The organism is Mycobacterium sp. SMC-4 (assembly GCF_025263265.1).
GTDB lineage: Bacteria > Actinomycetota > Actinomycetes > Mycobacteriales > Mycobacteriaceae > Mycobacterium.
This window is the reverse complement of record NZ_CP079869.1, coordinates 3,433,103-3,455,748: the sequence shown is the minus strand read 5'-3', so window position 1 is coordinate 3,455,748 and position 22,646 is coordinate 3,433,103. Positions and strand designations below refer to the sequence as shown.

General features: G+C 69.5%; 9 protein-coding genes. 7 read left to right on the top strand and 2 right to left on the bottom strand.

Going from position 1 to position 22,646, the window contains the following annotated elements; genetic code table 11:
• Positions 1–41 precede the first annotated feature (41 nt).
• A complete protein-coding gene (locus tag KXD98_RS16365; protein WP_260759419.1) occupies positions 42–425 on the top strand; it encodes a nuclear transport factor 2 family protein in 384 nt (127 codons plus the stop codon).
• A gap of 119 nt (positions 426–544) precedes the next feature.
• Positions 545–5,713 (top strand): type I polyketide synthase, encoded by a 5,169-nt coding sequence (locus tag KXD98_RS16360; protein ID WP_260759418.1) that lies wholly within the window; start codon positions 545–547, stop codon positions 5,711–5,713.
• Here KXD98_RS16360 and KXD98_RS16355 read toward each other — a convergent pair.
• Positions 5,675–7,159: a pyruvate kinase gene (locus KXD98_RS16355; protein WP_396881448.1), complete on the bottom strand. Its 1,485-nt coding sequence runs from the start codon at positions 7,157–7,159 to the stop codon at positions 5,675–5,677. The two genes, KXD98_RS16360 and KXD98_RS16355, sit on opposite strands and share 39 nt — an antisense overlap.
• 19 nt (positions 7,160–7,178) lie before the next feature.
• A complete protein-coding gene (locus tag KXD98_RS16350) occupies positions 7,179–8,828 on the bottom strand; it encodes a (2,3-dihydroxybenzoyl)adenylate synthase (protein WP_260759417.1) in 1,650 nt (549 codons plus the stop codon).
• 110 nt (positions 8,829–8,938) lie between these two features.
• Here KXD98_RS16350 and KXD98_RS16345 point away from each other — a divergent pair, with 110 nt between their 5' ends.
• Genes KXD98_RS16345 through KXD98_RS16325 form a run of 5 tightly spaced genes read left to right on the top strand, consistent with a single transcriptional unit; the run spans position 8,939 to position 22,619 of the window.
• The gene (locus KXD98_RS16345; protein ID WP_260759415.1) at positions 8,939–12,424 is read left to right on the top strand and encodes an amino acid adenylation domain-containing protein; all 3,486 of its coding nucleotides are present in this window, start codon (positions 8,939–8,941) and stop codon (positions 12,422–12,424) included.
• Positions 12,421–13,164 (top strand): thioesterase II family protein, encoded by a 744-nt coding sequence (locus tag KXD98_RS16340; RefSeq protein ID WP_260759414.1) that lies wholly within the window; start codon positions 12,421–12,423, stop codon positions 13,162–13,164. Before KXD98_RS16345 ends, KXD98_RS16340 begins: the two co-directional genes overlap by 4 nt.
• Positions 13,154–14,461 carry a polyketide synthase gene (locus KXD98_RS16335; protein ID WP_260759413.1) on the top strand — a complete coding sequence of 436 codons (1,308 nt, stop codon included), beginning with the start codon at positions 13,154–13,156 and terminating at the stop codon, positions 14,459–14,461. The genes KXD98_RS16340 and KXD98_RS16335 overlap by 11 nt, the downstream gene beginning before the upstream one ends.
• A complete protein-coding gene (gene mbtD / locus KXD98_RS16330) occupies positions 14,461–17,346 on the top strand; it encodes a mycobactin polyketide synthase MbtD (RefSeq protein ID WP_260765241.1) in 2,886 nt (961 codons plus the stop codon). The genes KXD98_RS16335 and mbtD overlap by 1 nt, the downstream gene beginning before the upstream one ends.
• Positions 17,343–22,619, top strand: a complete 5,277-nt coding sequence (locus tag KXD98_RS16325; protein ID WP_260759412.1) for a non-ribosomal peptide synthetase — start codon at positions 17,343–17,345, stop codon at positions 22,617–22,619. The genes mbtD and KXD98_RS16325 overlap by 4 nt, the downstream gene beginning before the upstream one ends.
• Positions 22,620–22,646: the final 27 nt, after the last annotated feature.

The window sequence follows — 22,646 nt, the reverse complement described above, 5'->3', positions numbered from 1 at the left end:
CACATACCCGCCCGAGGGCGGCGGGCGCTACGGTCGAGACCGTGACATTCGACCCGGCTGCGGTGGCCCGCGCCTTCTCCGAGCACCGGTTCGACGACGCGCTGGGACATCTGGCCGCTGACGTGAAGTGGACAATCGTCGGCGGGATGGTGCTGGAAGGCGCCGATGCGGTGCGCCGCACCTGCCGGGAGACCCTGGCCAGTCTGGAAGGCATCGAGGTGACCTTCGACCGGCAGGTGAACACCGGCGACGGTGACGTTGTCGCTGTCGACACCGTGGTGCGCTATCTGCGCCCGGACGGGATCATCGCCGTCGCCGGCTGCGCGATCTACGAGTTCGCCGGCGAGGAGATCGCGGCGATCACGTCGTATGCGGTCGAGGTCGACCCCGAGGACCCCGGCGCGCAGCCCCCGCCGCGGCGGTGAGCAAACTTCTCGAGACCGGGGATGGATTCCTGATCGCGCGGCCGCTGTGCCAAGATAACGCCCATGCGTCAGTTAGGGCAGCCTAAACATAGTTCGCTGGCACGGTGGGTGCCCCGGGCGTGCCTGCCGACGTGGCACTGAACCGCGCTCCCGAGCCGATCGCCGTTGTCGGCATCGGTTGCCGTGTTGCGGGCGGCATCAGCACCGCCGACGAGTTCTGGGATTTTCTGCTCGAGGGCGGCAGTGCCGTGCGTCAGGTACCCGCCGAGCGGTGGGAGCCCTACCTGCACCGCGACCCCCGCAACGCTGCGGTCCTGCGCGACACCACGCGGTGGGGCACATTCCTCGACGATCTGGCGGGCTTCGACGCCGACTTCTTCGGCGTCTCCCCACGGGAAGCCGAGCTGATGGACCCGCAGCAGAGGCTGGCCGTGGAGGTGTCGTGGGAAGCCCTGGAGCACGCCGGCATCGCTGCGCGTTCACTGGCGGGGACGGACACCGCGGTGCTGATGGGGGTCAACTCCGACGACTACGGCAGGCTGTTGATGGAGGATCTCGAGGGCATCGAGGCCTGGACCGGTATCGGCACCTCGCTGTGCGGAGTCGCCAACCGGGTCTCCCACCTGCTTGACCTGCGTGGTCCCAGCGTCGCCCTCGATGCCGCGTGCGCGGCGTCGCTGGTTGCCGTGCACCAGGGCTGTCAGCTGCTGCGCGACGGCGAGACATCGTTGGTTCTCGCCGGCGGGGTCAGCGCGCTCATCGGGCCGGGACTGAGCCGGGTGCTCGACGTCGCGGGCGCCACCGCGCCCGACGGCCGGTGCAAGACGTTCGACGAGTCCGCCGACGGCTACGGGCGCGGCGAGGGTGCCGGCGTGGTGGTCCTCAAGCGACTCACCGATGCGCAGCGTGACGGCGACCGGGTTCTGGCCGTGATCCGCGGCGGTGCCGTCGCCCAGGACGGTCGCACCGTGGGCATCATGTCCCCCAACGGCCAAGCCCAGCAGGACCTCTTCCGACTGGCCTGCCGCAGCGCGGGCATCACGCCGGACAGCGTCGACTACATCGAGGCGCACGGCACCGGAACTCCCACCGGAGATCCGGTCGAGGTCGCGGCGCTGGCGGCGGTCTACGGCGCCGGGCGTACCAGCGGCCCGTGCGCGATCGGTTCGGTCAAGCCCAACACCGGCCATCTCGAGGGCGGCGCGGGGGTGATCGGGCTGATCAAGACCGCGCTGGCGCTGCACCGTGAGGCGTTGCCGCCGACGGCGGGGGTGCGCACGCTGAACCCCGCCATCGACTGGGCCGGCAGCGGCCTGCGGGTGCCGACCGAGGTCGAGCCGTGGACTCGCGGTGTGGCTCCGCGTCGCGCCGCGGTGTGCAGTTACGGCTACGGCGGCACCATCGCCCATGTGTTACTCGAAGAGGCCCCGCTGGCCGGAGACTCTCAAAAGCCAGTGCCGACAGCCAGTTTCATTCCACTGTCGGCGCGCTCCGAGGACAGGGTGGCCATCCAGGCCGGGGCGCTGGCCGACCATCTGCGCACCGCGGAATTCGACGTCGAGCGTGTCGCGGCGACGATGTGGACCCGACGTTCGGTCGAGCCGGTCCGCGCCGCGGTGGTGACCGAAGGCCTGAGCGACGAGCAGCGGGCTCCGATCGTGGTCAAGGCGCTCGACACGCTCGCTGCCCAGGGGCGTGACCCACGCGTGGTGACCGGCAATGTGCTGCCCGGAGCCGGTGACGGAGCGGTCTGGGTGTTCTCCGGGCATGGCTCGCATTGGGCCGGGATGGGCCGTGAACTGTTGGCCACCGAACCGGAGTTCGCCGCCACCATCGACGCGGTCGACACCGTGTTCGGCCGCGAACTGGGGTTCAGCGCCCGCGAAGCGCTGACCTCCGAAGACCTCGGTGAGACCGATCAGGTGCAGGCGTTGACGTTCGCCATGCAGGTCGGGTTGGCCGCATTGCTGGCCGGCCGGGGCATCACTCCGGCCGCGGTGATCGGCCACTCGGTGGGTGAGGTTGCCGCGTGCGTGGTCTCGGGAGTCTTCGACCTGTTCCACGGCGCGGCGGTGGCCTGCTACCGGGCCCGTGGCTTCCGGCAGGTGGCCGGCGCGGGAGCGATGGCGCTGGTGCGGCTGCCGTTCGAGGAGGCCGTCCGGCAGCTGACCGGCCGCGGCGACGTGGTGGCCGCGATCAGCGCCTCCCCGCAGTCGACTGTGGTATCGGGCGCCGTGGCCGCCGTCGAGGACGTCGTCGCGCGGTGGAGCGCGGACGGCATGACCGTGCGCAGAGTCAACACCGACGTCGCGTTCCACAGCCCCGCGATGGATCAGCTGACCGGTGAACTGGCCCGCCTGGTCGCCGAGCTACCAGAACCCGGACAACCCCGAATCCCGTTGTACAGCACCGCAATGACCGACCCGCGCTCCTCGGCGCCGCGCGGGCCGCAATACTGGGCGACCAACCTGCGTGGTCGGGTACGGTTCGCCGAGGCGGTGGCCGCGGCCGCGGCCGACGGTCACCGGTTGTTCCTCGAGGTCTCTGCGCACCCGGTGGTGGCCCACTCGATCGCCGAGACCATGACCGGGCTCGGCCACGAGGACGGCCGTGACTGCTACGCGGTGGTCCCGGTGCTTCGGCGAGACCAGCCCGAGCGCCGATCGGTCGGGGCCGCGCTGGCCGCCCTGTACTGCCACGGCGCACCCGTTCGGCACGGCTACACCTCGAAGAGCCCGTGGTCACCCGGGCTGCCCGGCACCCGATGGCAGCACCGGCACTTCTGGCGCACCCCGGGCGTGCCCCCGGGCACCGGTGCGCTGCACGATGTCACGTCGCACACCCTGCTCGGTGGAGCCACCGAGGTGACCGGGGCGGTCCCGGCTCGCGTCTGGCAGACGCGGCTCGACATGGCCAACCGGCCCTACCCCGGAGACCACCCCGTTCAGCACACCGAAATCGTGCCGGCCGCGGTGCTGGTCAACACGTTCCTCGGCGCTGCCGGGGCCGGGCTGACCGATGTCCGACTGCGCACCCCGGTCGCGCCCGGGCGCGCCCGCGACATCCAGGTGGTGCTGCAGGACGGCGCGCTGCGGCTGTCGTCGCGGGTGGTCGAGCCCGACGCAGACGCGGCCGCCGGCGGGTGGCTGACCCACAGCAGCGCCGTGGTCGTCACCGACGACGGGACCGATGCGCCCAGCGGCCGGATCGACGACGACGCGCGGTGGCGCTGCACCCGGGTGCGCCCGCCCGAGCATGTCGTCGACACTCTGGCCGCTGTGGGGGTCGCGGCGATGGGTTTTGACTGGCAGATCCTCGACATCCGCTGCGGTGACGCCGAGATGCTCATCCGGGTGTCGGCGCACGCTGACGGGTCGGTGCCTGCGACCTGGGCCGGTCTGCTCGACGCCGCGACATCGGCTGCCTCGACGGTGTTCGACGGGCCGGCGCGGCTGCGGATGCCGGCCCGCATCGGGGAGGTCCGGATCGGCGCACCACCACCGGCGGTGGCCGTCATGCACATCCGGCATCGGAAACCCACCACCACCGACGTGGTGATCGCCGACGACGCCGGCCTGGTGCTGGCCTCGATCACCGCGATGACTTTCGAGGAACTGGAGAATCCGAGCGGCAGCGACACCTCGCGGATGCTGCACCAGGTGGCCTGGCACCCGGTGGCCTTCGACCCCGACCGACGGCCCGCTGAGGTACTCCTGGTCGGCGAAGAGGCTGAAACCCGTTCGCTGGCAGATCATCTCGACGGCACGCCGGCGACGGTGCGATGCTACCGCGACATCACGCAGATCCCGTCCGACCCGACACCCGCGGCGGTGGTGCTACTGGTGATACCGTCTTCGGCCACCCCCCAGGCCGTTGCGGAACTGGCCCTGCACGCCTGCCTGCAGATGCACCTGAAGGCATCGGGAGCCCGGTTGTGGGTGCTGACCCGCGGAGTTCACGAAGGTGCCGCCCTGGCGCAGGCACCGGTGTGGGGGTTGGCCCGAGTCGCGGCCGCCGAGCACCCCGACCAGTGGGGTGGTGTGCTCGACCTGGTCGATGACGTGGTGCCCGACGCAGTCCTGGCGCAACTGCACGGCCACGGCGTGGTGGTGGTGCGCGACGGTGTGGCGTTCACCGCTCGGTTGGCGCCCGCCGATCCCGGTGCGGGAGCGCCGCTGACCTGCGCCCCGGGCGGCACTTACCTGATCACCGGAGGCACCGGTGCGCTCGGCCTGCGCGTCGCCCAGCGACTGGCCGATCTCGGGGCCCGCCGCCTGGTGCTGTTGTCGCGCAGCGGGATCCCCCCGCGCCGCCAGTGGCCGCAACACCATGACCGCGAGCTCGTCGCCGCGGTGTCCTCGTTGGAGGAACGCGGGGTCAGCGTGCACGTGGCCGCGATCGACATCGCGGCCCCGCACGCCGGTGAGCAGTTGAGCGAGATTCTCTCGCCGCTTCCTCCGGTGCGTGGCGTGGTGCACGCCGCGGGCGTGGAAGCCGGCGCACTGCTGGCGAACACCACAGCGCAGGATCTGCACGCCACGATGGCGCCCAAGGTGGACGGGGCGCAGACGCTGCACCGGCTGTTCGGCCCGGGGCAGCTGGACTGGATGGTGTTGTTCTCCTCGTGCGGGTACCTGGCGGGGTTCCCCGGACAGGGTGCCTACGCGTGCGCCAATGCCTACCTCGATGCGTTCGCCCGACACCGCCGCGCACAGGGTGATCGCATCGTCAGTGTGGCCTGGACCGCCTGGCGTGGGCTGGGCATGGGATCGGACTCGGGATACGTGGCCGCCCAACTCGAGGCCCTCGGTATGGGCACGGTGGGAGCCGAGGACGCGATGCGCGCACTGGACGCGGCGATGCGTCGCGACGACCCGAACCCCGTTGTGCTGCCGGTGCTTCCGGAAGCCGGCTCGGTCCCGATGCTCGCCGACGTGGCACCCGTGCCCGATCCTGCCGGGGGCGCAAGTGCCGCGTTCGGGCCGGGTGACGAAGACGTCGAACAGTGGGTCGCCGATCAGGTCATCGAGGTGGTGGCCGCCGAGCTGGGGTTGGACCACGAGGACGTCGATCCGCGGGTCCCGCTGGTCGAGACCGGTGTGGATTCCATCATGACGGTGGCGCTGCGCCGCGCTCTGGAGAAGCGCACCGGGCTGAGACTGCCGCCGACCCTGCTGTGGGAGCATCCCAGCGCGGCCGCGGTCAGTGCCCGCATCGTCGAGATGCTCGCGACCGGCAACGGCTCGACCTCAGCGACCGCGCAGGGTGGCCGCGTCGGGTCGCCATGAGGTCAGCGTGCGCAGCAGACTGTTCTTCTTGTAGGCGTGCGCCTCCATCCGGCGCAGGATGCTGTCCAGTGCACCGACCGCGTCGGTGATGTAGCGGCCCTTGTTGAGCATCACGCACTCCGCACGCACGCCCATGGCGGCGTCGGACACTTCAGCGCGTGTCGGCTGGCCCTTCTTGGCCAGCCGTTCCAGCACCTGGGTGGCCCACAGCACCGGCAGGTGAGCCGCTTCGCACAACCACAGCATCTCCTCCTGAATCTCGGCCATGCGCTCATAGCCCACCTCGACCGCCAGGTCGCCGCGCGCCACCATCACCCCGACGCGGTTGCGCTGCATGGCGGTCATCAACAGTTGCGGCAGCTTCTCGAACGCCGACCGGGTCTCGATCTTGAGCACCACCCCCAGATCGTCGGCGCCCCGGCGGTCGAGCTCATCGAGCAGCCGCTGGACGTCGACAGGGTCGCGCACGAACGACAACTCGACGATGTCGGCGATCTCGACCACGGTCGCGAGGTCCTTGACGTCCTTGTCGGTCAGCGCGGAGATCGCCAAGTCGGTGTCGGGCACGTTGATGCCCTTGCCCGATTTGAGTCGTGCAGTGCCCCGTGCCGGGTGTTCGATGCGTACATCGATCCCCTCGGCGCCGACCGATTCCACGACACCACCCAGTTTTCCGTCGTCGAAGAACATCGCGTCACCAACGGCGATGGGATCGAACAGCTCGGGCAGCGTGGTGGCGATGCAGGGGATGTCGGCCGGCGCGGTGGCGTCGTCGGGGACCAGTCGCAACCTGTCACCGCCGCCCAGGGTGAGTGCACCGGCCTTAGGTCCGAGCGCGACAGTACGAAGTTTGGGGCCGCCGAGGTCCATCGCCACCAGACAGCTGCGTTGCGCGGCAGCCGCGGCGGCACCGACGTGTTCGGCCATCGCGCGCCAGGCCGGTGCGTCGTCATGGGCGCAGTTGATGCGGGCGACGTCCATGCCGGCGGCAATCAGGTCCTCGACGAGGGTGGGATCCTCGGCGGCCTCGCTGGGCAGCGTCACCATGATCCGCACCGAACGCTCGGCGCGACGCCGGCCCAGCAGTTCGTCGGCGCGGCGCGCCAGCAGCGCGGGGCCTTCGGCGACGCTTATCGCGGCGGCGGTGGGCCGGTGGTAACCGCCACCGCGCATCGCTGTCAGCGCTGCGGCGATGAGGTCCGCGGTGGCCTGCACATGGGGCTCGCAACGGCCGAGTGAGGACAGGCCGAGCGCGGAAAGCCGGGTTTGCAGGCCGCGCAGGTCGTGCTGACGCAGCGCCCAGTAGTGGACCATGTTCTGGGCGCTGCGCCGATGCCGCGGCGCCACCCGGTGCAGCCACGGGGCCCAATGGGCCTCGGCTGTGGCGATGTCGGTGCGGAGTCGGTCGATGTCTTCGGCTAGGGCGTCGAAGTCCACGTCGGCCACATTGCCCCATCCGTGCCGTTCACACCAGCCGAGCGACCAACTGTTTCTTGTCGACCTTGCCGACCGCGGTCATCGGCAATGACGTCACCGGCGCCAGCACGTCGGGTCGTGCGTGCTTGGCGGCTCCGCGCTCGTCGAGGAACGCGTTGAGTTCGGTCAAACTGATCGGCTTGCCTCGGAAAACCACTGCAGCACAGATCTTCTCACCGAGGTAGGGATCGGGTAGCGCAACCGCGGCGGCCGCGTAGATTCCCGGGTGAGTATGCAGGTGATCCTCCAGGTCGGTCGCGGAAACCGTCTCCCCCCCGCGGTGGATCACGTCTTTGATCCGGCCGGTGACTTCGACGTAGCCGGCGCGCGCACCCTCGGTGAATATCCGGACGCGGTCACCGGTGCGGTAGAACCCGTCGGGAGAAAAAGCCCGCGCGTTGGCCTCGTCGTCGCGGTAGTAGCCGTTGAGGGTGTAGGGGCCGCGTACCAGCAGCTCGCCCTCGGCGCCCGGCGCCACGTCATGCCCGTCCTCGTCGACCACCCGCATCTCGTCGTGCGCGGACATCGGTCGGCCCTGGGTGTGCACCACCACGTCCTCCGGGTCGCCGGGGCGGGTGAAGTTCAGCATCCCCTCGGCCATCCCGAAGATCTGCGACATGCCCGGGGTCAACCGATCGAGGATGAAGCGCGCCTCCTGCGGGCTCATCCGGGAGCCGCCGACCTGGACGAAGCGCAGCGACGTCGGCAGCACCGGCTCCCAGTCGCACGCTTGTGCCCACACCTTGGCCAGCGCGTTCACCAGTCCGGTGACGGTGATCCGGTGCTTGTCGACCAACGCGAACGCGTTCTCCGGGCTGGGGTCGGTGGTGAACACGGTCGGCGCACCGACGGTCATCGAGCCGAGCAGGCCGGGGCAGGCCAGCGGAAAGTTGTGCCCAGCGGGCAGCGCAACCAGATAGGCGTCCTCGGCGGTCATCTGACAGGCCTGGGCGCATGCGGTGGCGTTGTAGACGTAGTCCTCGTGGGTGCGGGCGATCAACTTGGGCAATCCGGTGGTGCCCCCCGACACCAGCAGCAGTGCCGGCAGCGTCGGGTCGACGAGCCCGCGCTCGGCCGCTGGTCCGGCGAAATCGCGGATTGACGACCACGCCAGGAACGGTCCCGGCGCACCGTCGACGATCACCTGGCGCAGCGTCGGGTGTTCTGCGGTCAGCGTGGCAGCCATATCGCGGTAGTCGAATCCGGCGGCCTGGTCGGGGATCAGGATCGCCACGGCGCCACTGACCTCGGCGAAGCGGCCGAGTTCGGCGGTCCGGTGTCCGGTCAGGCACATCACCGGCACCACCCCGGCGCGCAGCAGCCCGAAAAGAGCAACGGCGAACTGGCAGGTGTTGGGCAACTGCAGCAGCACCCGATCGCCGGGACGGATCCCGATGCTGGACAGACCGGCGGCGGCCCGGTCGGCCGCGGCGTCCAATTCGGCGAACGAGTAGCTGTGCGTCGAGTCGATGATTGCCGGCTTGTCGGGCCAGGCCGCGGCGGCTTCGGTGAGGATCGAGTCGAGGGGCCGACCTGTCCAGTATCCGGCCTGTCGGTACACCGCGGCCCTGTCCTCGGGAAAGGGCACGAAGCCGTGTGCCAGCTCATCAGCCTGCTCAGTCGAGTATTCACTGCTCATGGGTCAAAATCGCCGCTCTGGGTAGGAGTTTTCGGTGACCCGAATATAAGGTAGCCTTCTCAAAGTTAGGGCAGCCTGCACTTAATTCAAAGGTGGACCGAGGAGGTTCGGTGAGTTTGGCGTCGACGACTGCACAGTCTGTCCGCGACGAGGTTGCCGAACTGCTCGGCGTGGACCCGGCCGAACTCGATCCGCACACCGATCTCATCGCCGCCGGTCTCGACTCGATCCGGATGATGACGCTGTCCGGACGGTGGCGCCGACAGGGCGTCGACGTCGGTTTTGCCGCGCTGGCGGCAAACCCCACCGTAGCCGCGTGGTCGGAGTTGGTCGCCACCGAGCCCGCCGCCACCCGGCAGTCCGCACCGGAGTCGACCGTTGCGCAGCCCGCCGAGCACAGCGCGGCGTCGGCGCACGATTCGGCCGAGGTGTTCCCGCTCGCCCCGATTCAGCACGCGATGTGGATCGGTCGCAACGATGACCAGCAGCTCGGCGGCGTCGCGGCCCACCTCTATGTCGAGTTCGACGGTGCGGGAGTCGATCCCGAGCGGCTCCGCGACGCCGCGGCCAAACTGTCGGCGCGTCACCCGATGTTGCGCGTGGAGATCCTGCCCGACGGCACCCAGCGCATCAGCGATCGCGGCCTGCCGGTCACCGTCTACGACCTGCGTGACCTCGACATCCCGGCAGCCGAGCAACGACTCGAGCAGATCAGGGATGCCAAGTCCCATCAGATGATGCACGGCGAGGTGCTGCAGCTGTCGTTGTCCTTGCGCCCCGACGGCCGCACCCGATTGCACGTCGACATGGACATGCAGGCCGCCGATGCGGTGAGCTACCGCAACTTCATGGCCGACCTGGCCGAGTTCTACGGCGGGGCAAGCCTGCCCGAACTGGGTTACACCTATCGCCAGTACCGCGCAGCGCTGACCTCGACGGTGACCGAGTCCGAGCAGGACCGTCGCTGGTGGGCGCAGCGGATACCCGAGCTGCCGGAGGGTCCGGCGCTTCCGCTGGTTCCACGCGCCGAGCAGGCCGACCCCAAGCGGTCCCGGCGGCGCTGGCACATCTTCGACGTCACCACCCGTGATGCGCTGTTCGCCGCTGCGCAGCGGCGCGGGATCACGCCGGCGATGGCCGTCGCCGCGTCCTACGCAGGAACCCTGGCCCGGTGGTCGACGAGCCGGCGCTTCCTGCTCAACCTGCCGATGTTCGGCCGCGAACAGTTCCACCCCGACGTCGACAGGCTCGTCGGCGATTTCACCTCGTCGCTGATGCTCGACGTCGACCTGACCGGCGCCGACACCCCGATCGCGCGCTGTCGCGTGCTGCAGGAAACACTGCACACCACCGCACGCCACGCCAGTTACTCGGGGCTGTCGGTGCTGCGTGATCTGACCCGTCACCACGGCAGCCCGGTGCTGGCTCCGATCGTCTACACCAGCGCGATCGGTCTGGGAGACCTGTTCGCGGGCAAGGTGACCGAGCACTTCGGCAGGCCGGTGTGGACGATCTCGCAGGGTCCCCAGGTTCTGCTCGACGCGCAGGCCACGCCGGTGGCCGAAGGTTTGATGATCAACTGGGACACTCGGGAGGACGCCTTCCGTCCCGGCGTGGCCGACGCCATGTTCTCCCACCACCTCGCCGAATTGCAACGCCTGGCAACCGACGAATCAGCATGGGAGGCAACCGATCCGCCCGCTGTCACCGCGCACCAACAGGCCACCCGCGATGCGCTGAACACGGTGACCGAGCCGCCCAGCGGCGACGTGCTGCACGACGGATTCTTCCGCCAGGCCCAGGCCCAGCCGGACGCGCCGGCGGTGTGGAGCCGCAATCAGAACCTCTCCTACCGAGACCTGCGCGAGCGGGTGCTCGCAGTGGCCTCGGCGCTGCACGTCGCCGGTGTACGGCGCGGTGACACCGTCGCGGTGCTGGGCGCGAAGAACTACGAACAGGTCATCGCCCTGTTGGCGATCTCGACAGTCGGCGCGGTCTACGTCCCGGTCGGGCCGGACCACCCGGCCGAACGGGCCGCCCGCATGCTGGTCAACGCCGGAGTGCGGATGGCGTTGGTGTGCGGCGACGAGCCGCCGACCACGTTGCCCGCTCTGACGGTCACCGAGGCGTTGCGAGTGGGCCGCCGGGAGAGCGCCTTCACCCCACCCGCGGTGGATCCAGGCGATCTGGCCTACATCCTGTTCACCTCCGGCTCGACCGGTGAGCCCAAGGGTGTGGAGATCACCCACGACGCGTCGATGAACACCGTCGAGTTCATCAACGGCCACTTCGGGCTCGGGCCCGCCGACCGCTGCCTGGCGCTGTCGACGCTGGAGTGCGACCTGTCCGTGCTCGACATCTTCGGCACGCTGCGTTCCGGGGGATCGATCGTCGTCGTCGACGAAGAGCAGCGCCGCGACCCCGAGTCCTGGGCTCGGCTCATCGAGGAACACGGCGTGACCGTGCTGCATTTCATGCCCGGGTGGCTGGAGATGCTCGCCGAGGTCGATGCAGACCTGTCCTCGGTGCGGGTGGTCCCCACCGGAGGCGACTGGGTGCGCCCCGACCTGGTGCGCGCTCTGCGCAAGCGTGCCCCGCAGATGCGCTTCGCCGGATTGGGCGGTGCCACCGAAACTGCCACCCACAACACCATCTGCGAGGTCGTCGGTGAGATCCCGGCGGACTGGACATCGATTCCGCTGGGCGTGCCGCTGCCCAACAACGCCTGCCGGGTGGTCGGGCCCGACGGCAGGGACTGCCCCGACTGGGTGCCCGGCGAACTGTGGGTGGGCGGTCGCGGGGTGGCCCGGGGCTACTGCGCACGATCCGATCTGACCGCTCAGCGATTCGTGTCGTATCAGGGCAGACGGTGGTACCGCACCGGTGATCTGGTCCGGTACCGCCCCGGCGGGCTCATCGAATTCGTCGGCCGGGTCGATCACCGGGTCAAGATCAGCGGTTACCGCGTCGAGCTCGGTGACGTGGAGTCCGCGCTGCGCCGCATTGCCGGCATCGAGGCCGCGGTGGCCGCGATGGTCGGCCCCGACGGCGGCCACGAGATGCTGGCCGCGCTGGTCGAACCGGCCGCCGGTGCGACCATCGACGCCACGTCGGTGATCGCGGCGATGGCTGAACTTGTTGCACCGCACATGATTCCGAAGATCGTCGGGATCACCGAGCGGATTCCGTTCACGGTCGGTGGCAAGATCGACCGGCAGGCTGTGGCGCGGGTACTCAACCAGGCCGGCGTCCCCGAGGGCGGGTACCGGGCGCCGGCGAGCGCGCTGGAGTCGGCGCTGGTATCCATCCTGGGCGGGCTGCTCAACCGAACGGGCATCGGCGTCGACGACGACTTCTTCGCCAGCGGGGGCGATTCGGTACTGGCGACGCAGGCGGTCTCCCGGATCCGGACCTGGCTGGACACCACGGCGGTGGCGGTCTCCGACATCTTCGCGGCCCGCACCGTCGCTGCGCTGGCCGCTGCGCTGTCGGCCCGTGAGAGTCGGTTGGAGAAGGTCGCCGAGATGTACCTCGAAGTTGCGCAGATGGATGCCGCCGAGGTCGCTTCTACGCTGGAAACCGTTGCAGCACAGTGAGAAATCAAGCGACATTGAAGCCCTGGGTCAAGCGCTACCCAGCCGGGGCAGCTGCTGGATCCGGGGCCATTCTGTTGTTCCCGCACGCCGGTGGCGCCGCGGCGACCTATCGCGGGCTGGCGACGGCATTCGCCGGCCGTGGAATCGACACCTACGTGTTGCAATACCCGCGCCGCGCCGAACGACTCGCCCACCCCGCAGCGGTCACCGTGGAGGAACTGGCGCAGGACCTCTTCGATGCCGGTGACTGGGCGGACATCGGCCCGCTGCAGTTGTTCGGACACTGCCTGGGCGCCGTGGTGGCCTTCGAGTTCGCCAGGATCGCCGAGCGGCACGGCGTGGACGTGCAACGGTTGTGGGTGTCGGCCAGCGAGGCGCCCTCGGCGGTGGCCGCTTCGCCACGCCTACCCACCACCGACCGTGAGGTGCTCGCGCACATGGTCGACCTCGGCGGGACTGATGCGCGGCTGCTTGCCGACGAGGACTTCGTCGAACTGCTGCTGTTGGCCGTGCTGGCCGATTACCAGGCGTTCAACCGTTACTCGTGTCCGGCCGACGTGCGGATCCGCGCCGACATCGGCACCCTCGGTGGTCGCAGCGACCACCGCATCGCCTCGGACATGCTGGCGGGGTGGCAGGAGCACACAACCGGTGCGTTCTCCTGCGAGCTCTTCGACGGTGGGCACTTCTACGTCACGGAGCAGGCCGCCGCTGTAGCGGAGTCGATCCATGGCCGTTAGCGACGATCCGGTCGTCATCGTCGGCATGGCACTGGAAGCACCTGGGGGCATCGAGACTCCCGAGGCGTACTGGGCCATGCTGGCCGAGGAACGCGAGGTCCTCGGGCCGTTCCCGGCCGATCGCGGTTGGCCGGTTCGCGAGCTGCTGGACGGTTCCCGGCGCGAGGGTTTCAAACGCATTCACGACATGGGCGGATTCCTTTCCGACGCAGCGTCCTTCGATCCGGAGTTCTTCGGTATCTCGCCCCGCGAAGCGGTCGCGATCGACCCGCAGCAGCGGGTCTGCCTGCGGGTGGCGTGGCGCGCGCTGGAGAACGCCGGCATCAATCCCGACACCCTGGCCGGCCAGGAGGTCGGCTGTTACGTCGGGGCGTCCTACCTCGGCTACGGCGGTGACCTGGCCGAGTACTCGGCCTACAGCGGACATCTGCTCACCGGCACCACCCTGGGGGCGATTTCCGGGCGGGTCGCCTATGTGCTCGGACTCGACGGGCCGGCGCTGACGATCGATGCGTCGTGCACCGGCGGACTGGCCGCATTGCATGTCGCGGTCTCGGCGGTTCGTGCCGGGGACTGCGACATCGCGCTCACCGGTGGAGTGTGCGTGCTCGGATCACCCGGCTATTTCGTCGAATTCTCCAAACAGCACGCACTGTCCGACGACGGCCACTGTCGTCCCTACAGCGCCCACGCCAGCGGCACCGTATGGGCCGAAGGCGCGGCGGTCTTCGTGCTGACCCGTCGATCGGTGGCCGAACGCGACGGCTATCCGGTGCTGGCCGAGGTGTTGGCCAGCGGGGTGAACTCCGACGGCCGCACCAAGGGGATGACCGCGCCCAGCGGGCGGGCGCAGGCGCGGCTGTTCCGGCGGTCCCTCGACGCTGCCGGTGTGCCACCCGAGGAGATCGGCATGATCGAAGGTCACGGCACCGGAACCAGACTCGGCGACCGTACCGAACTGCAGTCGCTGGCTGCGACGTACGGCGCCACCCGCCCGGGATGCGGGGCAGTGCTCGGATCGGTGAAATCCAACATCGGGCACGCACAGTCCGCCGCGGGACCGCTGGGTCTGGCCAAGATCCTGGTCAGCGCCGCGCACGCTGCCATCCCGAAAAGTCTGCACACCGACGAGCCGAGTCACGAAATCGACTGGGATGAACAGGGTTTGCGGCTCGCCACCAAGCGGACCCAATGGCCCGCCATCGGGGGACGCCGACTGGCCGCGGTATCGGCGTTCGGAATGAGCGGCGCCAACGCCCACGCGATCGTCGCCGTGCCCGACCCAGGAGCGCCGTGATGCTGCCCGATGGTCGAATCCCGCTGCTGCTCAGTGCACATGCCGAGGAGTTGATCGGCGCCGAAGCCCGATCCATCGGAGAATTCCTGCAGCGCGAACCGGATGTCGAGGCGGTCGCGGCCACCCTGTTGCGACTGCGGCGCCGACACCGGCATCGGGCCGTGGTGCGTGCAGCCGACCGGCGCGAACTGGCCGACGCCCTCGCCGCGCTGGCGGACGGGCGGGATCACGCGCTGGTGGCTCGCTCCGGTGAGGCCGCAGCACGCCGGCGCGCCTTCGTCTTTCCCGGGCAGGGCAATCAATGGCCGTCGATGGGCGCCCAGGCCTACCGGGAGCTCGACACCTACCGAGCCGAAGCCGACGCGTGCGCGGCCGCCTTCGCGGCCATCGGAGCCCCGTCGCCGCTGGACTACCTCACCGCGGCGCCCGGTACCGACGGCTGGTCCCAGCTCGAGGCGCAGGCGGCGCAGTTCACCCATGCGGCGGCGTTGGCCGCGGCGTGGCAGCACAGTGGGGTGGCCCCTGACCTGACGGTCGGGCACAGCCTCGGCGAGGTGGCGGCAGCCTATGTGGCGGGCACGATCACCCTCCCCGATGCCGCCGCGGTCGTCATCGCCCGAGCGACGGTGCTGCAGAGCCTGTCCGAGGGTTACGGAATGGTGGTGCTGGGAGTCGGGCCCGATGCCGCCCAGCAGCTGATCGAGTCCACTCCGGGGTGGCTGGAATTGGCTGTGGTCAACTCCGAATCGTCGGTCGGCGTCTCCGGCGAACGCGACGCAGTCGCCTACCTGCTGGCAACCGCCACCGCACGCGGCGTCTTCGCCCGCTCGGTCACCATGGCATTCCCCGCTCACACCAGCCTGCTGGACGGGTTGCGAGACGAATTGACCGACCGGCTGCCGGACTCGCGTTTCGCAGAGCCGGCAATTCCATTCATCGGATCAGCGACCGGGTCGGTAGTGGCGCCGGAAACGGACTTCGCCGAGTACTGGTTTGCCAATCTGCGCAACACCGTGCGCTTCGACCGCGCCGCCGCGTCGGCCGTGCAGGCCGGAGCTGACCAGTTCGTCGAGATGTCGGCACACCCGGCACTGCTGTTCGCGCTCGGGCAGAGCGCCGAGAACGCGCTGACCGTCGGCTCGGGACGACGCGACGAGTCGGTGACGGAGACGCTCTCGGCCGGTGTGGCCGCGGTGGCCGCTGACGATGCCCGATTCCCGTGGGCAGACACCGTCGACACCGCGCTTGCGGCCCTGCGTGGGTTTCCGAACGCGCCGATGCGCAGGGCGCACCTGTGGGCCTTGCCGCAGCCGCTGCCACCGCGTCCACTGCTGACGGTGGCCGCACAGCAGTGGGAACCCCACCAGCCCGTCGCCCGAGGATTGGCATGGCGCCGAACGGCCGTCCTCGACCTCGCCGGTCCGATCGGCGAACTCGGTGCGCTGCTGCGCAGCGCTGTCGATCGCCATCCCGGCATGCTTGCAGCGCCGGTGGGTCAGGCCGATCTGGTGCTGGCAGTCGCCCCGGCCCTGCAGGGAACCGACCCGCAGCAGGCGGTGGCCGAGCTGGCCGAACTCATCGGTGCCGGCCTGCTCCGGTACCCGGGTGCCGTCGGCGCCGAATGTCGCGACGTGTGGCTGATCACTGCGGGGGCCGAGCAGGTCGCCGGCGAACACCCCGGCCTTCCCGCCCAGGCCGCTCTGGCGGCGATGCACCGCAGCCTCGGCTTCGAGTTCCCCGACCAGACATTCCGTCACCTGGATCTGCCGGCGCGGACCGTCGACGACGCGACGGCGGCGGTCGCACTCGAGGCTGTGCTCGGCGCCGGTGACCAGTTGGCACTGCGCGAAACCAACTGCGGGCCTGTACTGTTCGCCTGCGTCGAGCATGAGGCCGTGGCGCCTTCGCCGGCGTCGACGACCGATCCCGCCGTGCTGGACAACGTCGTGATCACCGGCGGCAGTGGGACGGTCGCCGGGCACTATGCCCGCCATCTCGCCGAACGGGGGGCGCGCCGAATCGTGTTGCTCAGCCGCAGCGGTGAGGCTGCCGACCTTTCGGGTGCGGCGCAGGTGCGCACGGTGCGCTGCGATGTCACCGACCACGCCCAGCTGTCGGCCGTCGCGGCCGAGTACGCCGGGGACGGAGCGTCGCTGGTGGTGCACGCCGCCGCGGCGGCGCGGTTCGGCGACCATGACCGGCTGACCGGCGCGGACTTCGCCGACACCGCCGCGGCAAAAATCGGTGGCCTGGCCCGATTCGCCGAGATCTGGCCGCTGCGTCCCGATGCGCGCATGGTGTTGTGCAGCTCAGTCTCCGGAGTGTGGGGCGGCCGAGGCCATGCAGCGTACGCGGCGGCCAACCGGATTCTCGACGTGCAGGCTGCGCAGCTGCGCGCCGACGGTGTGCGCTGCGTTTCTGTGCGGTTCGGGCTGTTCGGGACCGGCATCGTCGACACCGATACCGTGACCGAGATCGGTCGTTCCGGACTGGTGCCCCTGGACGCCGACGACGCCATCGCGGCCAGCCTGCATGATCACCCGGGTGACCCGTTGATCTACAGTGCCGACCGGGGCCGGCTGCAGATCTTCCGCGAAACCCCGGCCGCCGACACGTCGGCGCCGAAGGTCGACGTCGGCGACACCACCGCGTTGGTGCTCGCCGAGCTGACCTCGGTGTTGGGAATCGAATCCGGCGGCATCGACCTGGACGCCTCCCTGCTCGACATGGGAGTGGATTCACTACTGGCGCTGGACCTGCGCAAGCGACTGCGACGCGCCACCGGTACGTCGGTTCCGCTGGCCGCGATGCTCGGCGGCATGACCGGAACCGAACTGATTGCCGACTTGGACGATGCACCCCGAAAGAATGAGATCCCCGCGTGACTGACACTGACCTGGATGCCCGACGGCTGGAGCTGTTGCGCCGCCGCCTTGCCGGACAAGGCCTGCGCGACCGTGAGACCGACGAACGGGTGCGTCCCGCGGGCGTCCTGTCCGACGGACAACAGCGCATGTGGTTCGTGCACTCGATCGATCCCAGCGGCGCGCTGCTCAACGTGTGTCTGTCCTACCGCATCACCGGTGAGCTGGACCTGAGCCGCCTGCATGATGCCGTGGTCGCCGTGGCGCAGCGTCATCCGGTGCTGCGCACGACGTTTCACGCCGACGCCGACGGTGATCCTCGGCTGACCGTGCACGACGATCTGCAGCCCGGGTGGGCTGTGCAGGATGTGTCCGAGCTCTCCGAGCACGCTCGCCGGCTGCGTCTGGAAGTACTGGCCCAGCGTGAGTTCGGCAAGCCTTTCGACCTCGCTGCCGAGTCTCCGATGCGAATCACCATGGCGCGCACCGCGCCCGACGAGTACGTGATGCTGCTCGTCGTGCACCACATCGCATGGGACGACGGGTGCTGGCGGGTGTTCTTCGCCGACCTGACCCGTGCCTACGCCGGCGCCGAGCTCGGTCCGACCCCTGGCCCGATACCCGAACCGGCGACCGCGGACGAGGATCTCCGGTTCTGGCGGGACGCGATGACCGGCCTGCCCGAACCCCTCGAACTTCCCGGCCCCCATGGCAGTGCGGTGCCGACAACCTGGCGCTCGCAGCGCACCACGGTGGCATTGCCGGCCGAGACCATCGAGCGGGTGCGCGCGACCGCCCGTGCTGCCGGCGCCACGCCGTACATGGTGATGCTGGCCGCTTTCGGCGCGCTGCTGCACCGCTACACCCAGGCCGACGACATCCTCGTCGCCAGCCCGGTGCTGTTGCGACCAGCCGGAGGCGAGGACGTGATCGGCTACCACGGCAACACCGCGGTGATGCGACTGCGGCCACGGGCCATGCAGACCTTCGCCGAACTCCTGGCGCAGACACGGGACTTCGCGCTCGAGGCGTTCGCCCACCAGCAGGTCAACCTCGATCGGGTGGTGCGTGAACTCGACCTGGACCGCAGGCACGGCGCGGAGCGGATGACCCGGGTCAGCTTCGGTTTCCGGGAACCGGACGGTGGCGGGTTCTGCCCGCCCGGGGTGACCTGCCGTCGAGCCGAACTGCGCGGCCAGTTCACCCAGCTGCCGCTGGAGCTGATGGTGGAACTCAACGGGTCCGGGGCGGTGCTGGAGGCCGAGTACTTGGTCGAGGTGCTGGAGGATGGACTGGCCCGCCAGCTGCTCGAGCACTACGCGGTGGTGTTGGACGCCGCGATGGCAGCACCCGATACGCCGCTTGCGCAGTTGACCCTGATGGGTGGTCGCGACGCGGAATGGCTGCGCCGGGTCAGCCACGGCGAGGCCTTCGACGTGCCCGCCGGCACCATAGGCGCCCAGATCGAGTCCCGCGTCGCGGTGATCCCCGACGCCGTCGCGGTGGTCTATGAAGGCCATCGGTACTCCTACCGGGAGATCAACGAAGCGGCCAATCGCGTCGCGCACTGGTTGATCGAACAGGGCATCGGCGCCGAGGACCGGGTGGCGGTACTGTTGGAGCGCTCACCGGAATTGCTGATCACCGCCTTGGGAATCATCAAGGCCGGCGCGGTGTATCTGCCCATCGACCCCGGTTATCCGCAGGACCGGCTGTCCTTCGTGCTGAGTGACTCTGATCCCGCGATCGTGATCCGGGAACCGGTGGGCGCACTGGACGGCTACCGAAGCGACAATCCGACCGACGATGTCCGGGTGCGTCCGCTGCGGCCGGACAACGCCGCCTACCTGATCTACACCTCGGGTTCCACCGGTCAGCCCAAAGGCGTGCCGGTGCCGCACTCGCCGGTCGCGGAGTACTTCGCCTGGTTCAAAGACGAGTACGACATCGGTGAATCGGACCGCCTGTTGCAGGTCGCCTCACCGAGTTTCGACGTCTCGATCGGCGAGATCTTCGGGACACTGGCCTGCGGTGGGCGCCTGGTCATCCCACGGCCCGATGGCCTGACCGATGTCGGCTATCTGACGGATCTGCTGCAGCGCGAAGGCATCACGGCGATGCACTTCGTGCCGTCGTTGCTGGGTTTGTTCCTGTCGCTGCCCGGGGTCAACCATTGGCGCACCCTGGAGCGGGTGCCGATCGGGGGAGAGGCACTTCCCGGCGAGCTCGCCGACAAATTCCACGCCACCTTCGACGCCCTGCTGCACAATTTCTACGGTCCGACCGAGACGATCATCAACACCACGCGCTACAAGGTCGAGGGCACCCAGGGATCGCGCATCGTGCCGATCGGCAAGCCGAAGATCAACACCTCGGTGCATCTGCTCGACGATGCGCTGCAACCCGTCCCGGCCGGCGCGATCGGTGAGATCTACATCGGCGGTGACCACGTCGCGCGCGGTTACCACCGCAGACCGGCGTTGACGGCCGAACGCTTCGTCGCCGACCCGTTCACCCCTGGCGGTCGGCTCTACCGTTCCGGCGACCTGGCTCGCCGCAACGCCGACGGTGATCTGGAGTTCGTCGGCCGCGCCGACGAACAGGTCAAGATCCGCGGGTTCCGCATCGAACTCGGCGAGGTCGCTGCCGCCATCAGCGTCGACCCGTCGGTCGGCCAGGCGGTGGTGCTGGGCCAGGATCTGCCGGGGCTGGGCAAGAGCCTGGTCGGTTACCTCACCGCGGCGGCGGGCGAGGACGTCGATCTACCCCGGGTGCGCGAGCGGGTGGCTGCCGCCCTGCCGGACTACATGACCCCGGTGGCCTACGTCGTTCTCGACGAGATACCGATCACCGCGCACGGCAAGATCGACCGTGCGGCGCTTCCGCTGCCGGAGATCAGCACCACCACCGAGTACCGCGAACCTCAAACCGAGGCCGAAAAGCAACTGGCACAACTGTTCTCCGAGCTGCTGGGAACCGAACGGGTCGGCGCTGACGACTCGTTCTTCGAGCTGGGCGGGCACTCTCTGCTGGCCACCAAGCTGGTCACCGCGGTGCGCTCGCGTTGTGGCGTCGAGATCGAGATTCGCGAGATCTTCGAGCTGGGCACGGTCGCCCGCCTCGCCGAACGTGTCGAGGCGCTGGCTGCCGGTGAGTCGGCGCCGTCGCGGCCCCGGCTGATCGCGGTGCCGCACGATGGACCGGCAGCGATGTCGGCCTCGCAGTTGCGGCAGTGGTTCCAGTACCGCATCGAAGGGCCCGGACCGGTCAACAACGTGCCGTTCGCCGCCCGGTTCAGCGGACCGTGCGATGTCGACGCGCTGGTCGCGGCGGTGCGCGATGTGGTCAACCGACACGAGAGCCTGCGCACCACCTTCTGCGAAATCGACGGTGTGCCCTACCAGTTGATCAATGCCGCCGATCCCGAGTTTCCGGTGCGGTGCGCCCGCGGCGCCGACGACGTCTGGCTGAGTTCGGAACTGGACGCCGAACGTCTGCACGCCTTCGACCTGGAGAACCAGTGGCCGATCCGGGCGGCGGTGCTGTCAATTCCCGGGGAGCACGCGCTGTCGATCGTCATCCACCACATCGCCGCCGATCATTGGTCGGCGGCGGTGCTGTTCACCGAGTTGCTCACCGCCTACCGGTCTCGCTGTGCCGGGGCGGCCCCGACCTGGGCGCCGTTGCCGGTGCAGTACGCCGACTACGCGGCCTGGCAGGCGGCGCTGCTGGCCGACGAATCCGGACTCATCGCCGCACAGCGCGACTACTGGACACAGCAGCTCGACGGTCTGACCGCCGAGACCGGACTGCAGCCCGACTTCGCTCGGCCGCCGGTGCCCAGCGGTGCGGCCGACGCTGTCGAGTTCAGCATCGACGCGGCAACCCGGGAGAAACTCGTGGCATTGAGCCGCGAGACCGGGGCCACCGAGTTCATGTTGCTGCAGGCTGCGGTGGCGGTGACGTTGTACAAGGCAGGCGAGGGCCCCGACATCCCGCTGGGTACCCCGGTCGCCGGGCGCACCGAATCCGAACTCGACCAGCTGATCGGGTTCTTCATCAATATCCTGGTACTGCGCAACGACTTACGTGCCAACCCCACCTTGCGCGAGGTGGCCCGCCGGGCCCGCGAGATGGCGCTGGCCGCCTACGCCCACCAGGATCTGCCGTTCGACCAGGTGGTCGACGCGGTCAGCCCGGTGCGCTCGCTGGCGCGCAACCCCCTGTTCGGCGTCGTGGTCCACGTGCGCGAACAGCTCCCCGAGTCCAGGGTGATCAGCAGCGCACCCGACGGTGACACCATGTTCACCGCGTTGGAACCGACATTCGACATGGCCCACGCCGACCTGTCGGTGAACTTCTTCGCCGGTGACGCGGGCTACCGGGGCCACGTCATCTACCGCACCGAGCTCTACAGCCACGCCACCGCACAACGATTCGCCGGCTGGCTGAGCCGGGTGATCACGGCGCTGGCCGACGATCCCGATCGGACGCTGGACGACCTGCACATCGCCGCACCGGTGCTCCCGGGACCCGACGCCGAGGCGATCCTGCTCGACGAGGCGGGAAATCCGGTGCCGGTGGGCGTGGTGGCCGATGTGCATTACCCCGGTCAGGCAGCCGATCGCCGTGGGGACCGTGGCCGGTGGACCGACGACGGGCGGCTGGAGTACCTGGTGCGGGTCGACCACGACCTGGAGGAAGCGCTGGCCGGGGTGGACGGTGTCGCCGCGGCCGCGATGCGCAGCTGGGACATCGGCCACCGCACCGTGGTGGCCGGGTATGTCGTCCCCGACCGTCCCGTCGACGACCTGGCGGCCTTTGCCGAGATGGTGCGTTCGGCGCTGCCGCCCGAGCTGGCGCCGACGTCGATCACCGTGCTGGACGCGCTGCCCGCCGACAGGCGCGAGTTGCCCGCGCCCCGCGTGGTCGGGCCGAGTGAACCCGCCCGCACCGAGACCGAGAAGGCACTGGTGGCGATGCTGGCCGACGTGCTGGCCGAGGTGTACGACGGGACCGACATCGGGCGTTACGACGACTTCTTCGAGCTCGGCGGCGACAGCATCCTCGCCGTGCAGTTGGCGGCCCGGGCCAAGCAGGCGGGCCTGCGGTTGACCGGACGAATGGTGTTCGAGCATCCCATGGTTCACGATCTGGCCGCCGCCGTCGATGTTGCCGGCGCCACACCGGAAGCCGACGACGTCCGGCACGCACCGATGACCACCTCCGGCTTGTCGCCCGAGGAGCTGGCGATGGTCGCGTCGTCGTGGGCCGAACAGAACGAATCCCGGTGACGGCCACCGACGCCGGGTCCGGCACCG

Excerpts from the sequence above, each read along its gene's own strand:
- KXD98_RS16350 (WP_260759417.1), bottom strand. The coding sequence starts at position 8,828 with ATGAGCAGTGAATACTCGACTGAGCAGGCTGATGAGCTGGCACACGGC.
- KXD98_RS16335 (WP_260759413.1), top strand. The coding sequence starts at position 13,154 with ATGGCCGTTAGCGACGATCCGGTCGTCATCGTCGGCATGGCACTGGAA.
- mbtD (WP_260765241.1), top strand. The coding sequence starts at position 14,461 with ATGCTGCCCGATGGTCGAATCCCGCTGCTGCTCAGTGCACATGCCGAG.